5 protein-coding genes are annotated in these 3,543 nt (G+C 66.0%); 1 reads left to right on the forward strand and 4 read right to left on the reverse strand.

The features are described 5' to 3' along the window. Nucleotides 1-150: 150 nt before the first annotated feature. Nucleotides 151-1,056: a LysR substrate-binding domain-containing protein gene (locus tag JYJ84_RS31650; RefSeq protein ID WP_226217488.1), complete on the forward strand. Its 906-nt coding sequence runs from the start codon at nucleotides 151-153 to the stop codon at nucleotides 1,054-1,056. Between the two features lie 64 nt (nucleotides 1,057-1,120). Here JYJ84_RS31650 and JYJ84_RS31655 read toward each other — a convergent pair whose 3' ends face one another. The 4 genes from JYJ84_RS31655 to JYJ84_RS31670 all read right to left on the reverse strand — a co-directional run. Continuing rightward, nucleotides 1,121-1,351: a transcriptional regulator gene (locus tag JYJ84_RS31655; protein WP_175222465.1), complete on the reverse strand. Its 231-nt coding sequence runs from the start codon at nucleotides 1,349-1,351 to the stop codon at nucleotides 1,121-1,123. Between the two features lie 149 nt (nucleotides 1,352-1,500). Then, nucleotides 1,501-1,695: a YqaE/Pmp3 family membrane protein gene (locus JYJ84_RS31660; RefSeq protein WP_175222464.1), complete on the reverse strand. Its 195-nt coding sequence runs from the start codon at nucleotides 1,693-1,695 to the stop codon at nucleotides 1,501-1,503. A gap of 185 nt (nucleotides 1,696-1,880) precedes the next feature. Then, on the reverse strand, nucleotides 1,881-3,080 hold the full coding sequence (locus JYJ84_RS31665) for a porin (RefSeq protein WP_175222463.1): 1,200 nt from the start codon (nucleotides 3,078-3,080) through the stop codon (nucleotides 1,881-1,883). Nucleotides 3,081-3,135: 55 nt separating this feature from the next. Beyond that, a partial coding sequence (locus JYJ84_RS31670) for an LOG family protein (protein ID WP_205189935.1) occupies nucleotides 3,136-3,543 on the reverse strand: 408 nt, incomplete at its 5' end.

The raw sequence follows: 3,543 nt of genomic DNA on the forward strand, positions 1-3,543 counted from the left end.
CGGTGGCGAATTCCGGTTGCCCGGGCGTCGGGTGGCGATATGATCGTCATCGGGGCGTTCTCTCCTGTCGGCGCCATGATAGGGAGGCGCCCCGGCCGCCACAAACGACATTTTTTGACCCACTGTGTAGCTTTTCTTCGCGATCTCACGATGCGCCGATTGCCACCCCTGAACGCGCTGCGCAGCTTCGAAGCTGCCGGCCGCCTGCAGAGCCTCACCCTCGCCGCCGACGAGCTGAACGTGACCCAGAGCGCGGTCGCCCAGCAGATCCGCGTGCTCGAATCGTTCTTCGGCCAGAAGCTGTTCGAGCGCGACGGACGCTCGTTGCGGCTCACGCCGCGCGCGCGGCATTACCTCGTCGACGTCGCGAGCTGCCTCGGCCGGCTCGCGCAGGCAACCGGGCAGATGTTCGAGCCCGTCGGCGGCCATCCGGTGCGGATCAACGCGTCGGTGTCTTTCTCACACGGATGGTTGCTCACGCAACTGGCTGCGTTCCAGGCCGAGCATCCGGATATCGACGTACAACTCGTCACGACGCCCGACACCGAGCACGACCAGTTCGACGAAACCTGCGACATCGTGGTTCGCCGCTATACGCCGGAGCTGCGCCGCAAGGGATTCGTGTCGCGGCCGCTGCTCGCGGCCGTCGCGGTGCCGGTGTGTGCGCCCGGCCACCCGGTGCTCGACCAGGTGCGTACGCCGGCCGACCTGCGCAACGCGCCGCTGCTGCATTACGCGGGCTTGCCGCAGGCGTGGCAATACTGGTTCCACCAGGCGGGCTCGGTCGTCACCGAGACGCTGCGCGGGCCGTTCTATCGCGAGTTCTTCCTGATGACCAAGGCCGCCGCGAGCGGGCTCGGCGTGTGCCTCGCGCCGCGCGCGGTGGTGCGCGACGACCTCGAGCACGGGCGGCTCGTCGCGCTGTTTCCGGAAGTCCACCTGGAAGGGCCGCCGTTTCATTGCCTGTATCGCGACGACGACGATCCGTCGCTGCGTACGTTCGTCGACTGGCTGTTCGCGCGGGCGGAGGCGCTGGAGGGGGCGGTGGCGGGATAGCCGGCGAGGGGTAGAAGGCAGAAACCGATGAAGCAGCCCAAGGCGGATGCGCCGTCACGGCCGGCTATGTATTCTGTCGCACCACACCGAGCTTCAATCCCGGCATGCCGAAGATGCGGTTCATCGTCTGCACCGTCCCGTCGCTGCGACCTTGTTCGATATCCTGAACCGTCTTCTTCAGATGACGTACCGATTCGCGCGACGACCACTCGGGATGCGCGAGCACGTCTTCGATCGCTTGTCGTCGGAGCGAAAGCTGTTCGGGAAGCGGCAGCGCGTCATAGCGTTTGTCCATGGCGTCGCCTATTTACCCCGAGCATGATCATTTCGGCACAAATCCACATAAATTGTGCCCGGAACGCCGGCTAACTTATGTAGAAATCTGCCGAAACAGGATCTTCGCCATCGTTCCCGGTGGGAGAAACGCCGAGTTGCTGCAGAGCGCTACTTTTGCCCGCCCAGCGCCGCTTCGATCTTGCGATCCGTCTTGTACTGGCTCAGTGCATAGACCGACCAGATCGCGGCCGGGATCCAGCCGATCAGCGTGATTTGCAGGATCAGGCAGATGATCCCGGCGAACGGGCGGCCGATCGTGAAGAACTGGAACCACGGCAGCAGCAGGGCGAGAATCAGGCGCATGGGAATTCCTCTTCGTGCGTCGTTGAATGATGATGCCCGACCAATATGGCGTGTTGCGCCGCGGAATTCAAGCCTGTCCGCCCACATCGCAATGCCGGGCTCGCCGCTTTCCCGCCTCGACAAAAAAGCCCGGCGCCCGCTTCACACGGGCGCCGGGCCGAATTCGCCGGAGCACGGTTGTCCGATCAGAACGTATGCCGCATCCCGATGCGCACGAGCGTCTGCGTGTCGCCGGCCGACGAGATGCCGTTGCCGACGTCGCCGACCGACGCCGTCGCGTCGACCACGTTGCCGAATGCGTCGAGCGTCTTGCCGCTCGCCTTCTGGTAGCCGACGAGACCGTACAGCGCGGTCCGCTTCGACAGGTTGTAGTACGACGCGAGGTTCAGCTGGTGGTACTTCGGCGCGGACTGGCCGCCGATCGAGCTGCCGCGCGTGAAGTCGTAGCCGGCCGCGACGCGCAGCGCCGGCGACGCCTGCCACGACACCGTGCCGCCCGCCGAGTTGTAGTTCGCCGTGCCGCGAAACGTCGAGAACGCGCCCGCGCGGTACTGCGTATTGCTGTACGACACGCCGAGCGTGACCGCGCCGATCTGGTAGGTCGACGCCGCGGCGACGATCTGCATGCTCTTCGACGACGCGAAGCCTTCGTTGATCGATGACGCGAACGTGCCGTCATACGAACCCGTCCATGCGCCGGCGTTCGCGCCGAACGCGTTGGTCGCATACAGATAGGCCGCGCCGAGCGCGAACGGGCCGTTCACGTACTGGCCGCCGACGCTCCACGTATTCTGGTTCTTCACGCTGCCGGCCTGGTTGCCGAAGCCGTACAGCGCGCCGAACGTGAAGCCACCGAATTTCGGGCTGACGTACTTGACCGAGTTGTTTTCGCGCGCCTGGTTGTCGATGTTGTCGAGGTCGCCCGGATGCGCGCCCATGCCGGTCAGGAACGAGCCGGGTCCGATCGTGCCGACGAAATCGACGATCGGATCGTACTGGCGGCCCATCGTCAGCGTGCCGAAGCGCGTGCTCGACAGCCCCATCCACGCCTGCCGGCCGAACATCCGGCCACCCTGGCCGAGCTGCCCGTTGCCGATGTTGAAGCCGTTCTCGAGCTGGAAGATCGCGGCAAGCCCGTCGCCGAGGTCTTCCTTGCCCTTCAGGCCCCAACGGCTGCCGGACCACGTGCCGCTCGCGAAGCTGTAGCTCGACGCGCCGCGATACGCGACCGGCGTGCCGAGCGAGCCCTTGTTCGTCGCGACGCGCTGGTTGCTCGTATAGCCCAGCCCCGCATCGACGATCCCGTATAGCGTGACGGTGCCCTGTGCATGGGCGGTCGCGGACACGCACCCCGCCGCGCACAGGATCATGGTTAACTTCTTCATGTATAGGATTCCTATTTATACAGATGACATCAGGCGATACCGCACATCTCCAGACCTACGCCGAATCGGAGAGCCACCGCGCGACACGCGCGACGAGCGGATCCGTTTCGTCGAAGCACTCGACGCCCGCCACCGGCGGTGCGTCGCAAATCGTGAACACCGGCTTGCCCCATTGCAGCCCGAGCGCGATCTCGGACAGCGTGCCGAGCCCGCCGCCCACCGCGATCAGGCACAGCGACGCGCGCGCGATCAGCGCGTTGCGCGTGATGCCGAGCCCGGTCGGCAGCGCGACCGTCAGATACGGGTTCGCATCGCGCGCATCTTCTTCGGGCAGCAGCCCGATCGCGCACCCGCCGGCCGCATGCGCGCCGCGTGCGGCCGCCTCCATCACGCCTTGCTTGCCGCCGCCGACGATCGCAATGCCCGACGCCGCGAGCGCATGCGCAACCCGCTCCGCGACCCG

Source organism: Burkholderia sp. LMG 13014 (assembly GCF_905232215.1).
Lineage (GTDB): Bacteria > Pseudomonadota > Gammaproteobacteria > Burkholderiales > Burkholderiaceae > Burkholderia.

Coding starts and splice junctions, on each gene's coding strand:
- JYJ84_RS31650 (WP_226217488.1), top strand. CDS start 151: ATGCGCCGATTGCCACCCCTGAACGCGCTGCGCAGCTTCGAAGCTGCC.
- JYJ84_RS31655 (WP_175222465.1), bottom strand. CDS start 1,351: ATGGACAAACGCTATGACGCGCTGCCGCTTCCCGAACAGCTTTCGCTC.
- JYJ84_RS31660 (WP_175222464.1), bottom strand. CDS start 1,695: ATGCGCCTGATTCTCGCCCTGCTGCTGCCGTGGTTCCAGTTCTTCACG.
- JYJ84_RS31665 (WP_175222463.1), bottom strand. CDS start 3,080: ATGAAGAAGTTAACCATGATCCTGTGCGCGGCGGGGTGCGTGTCCGCG.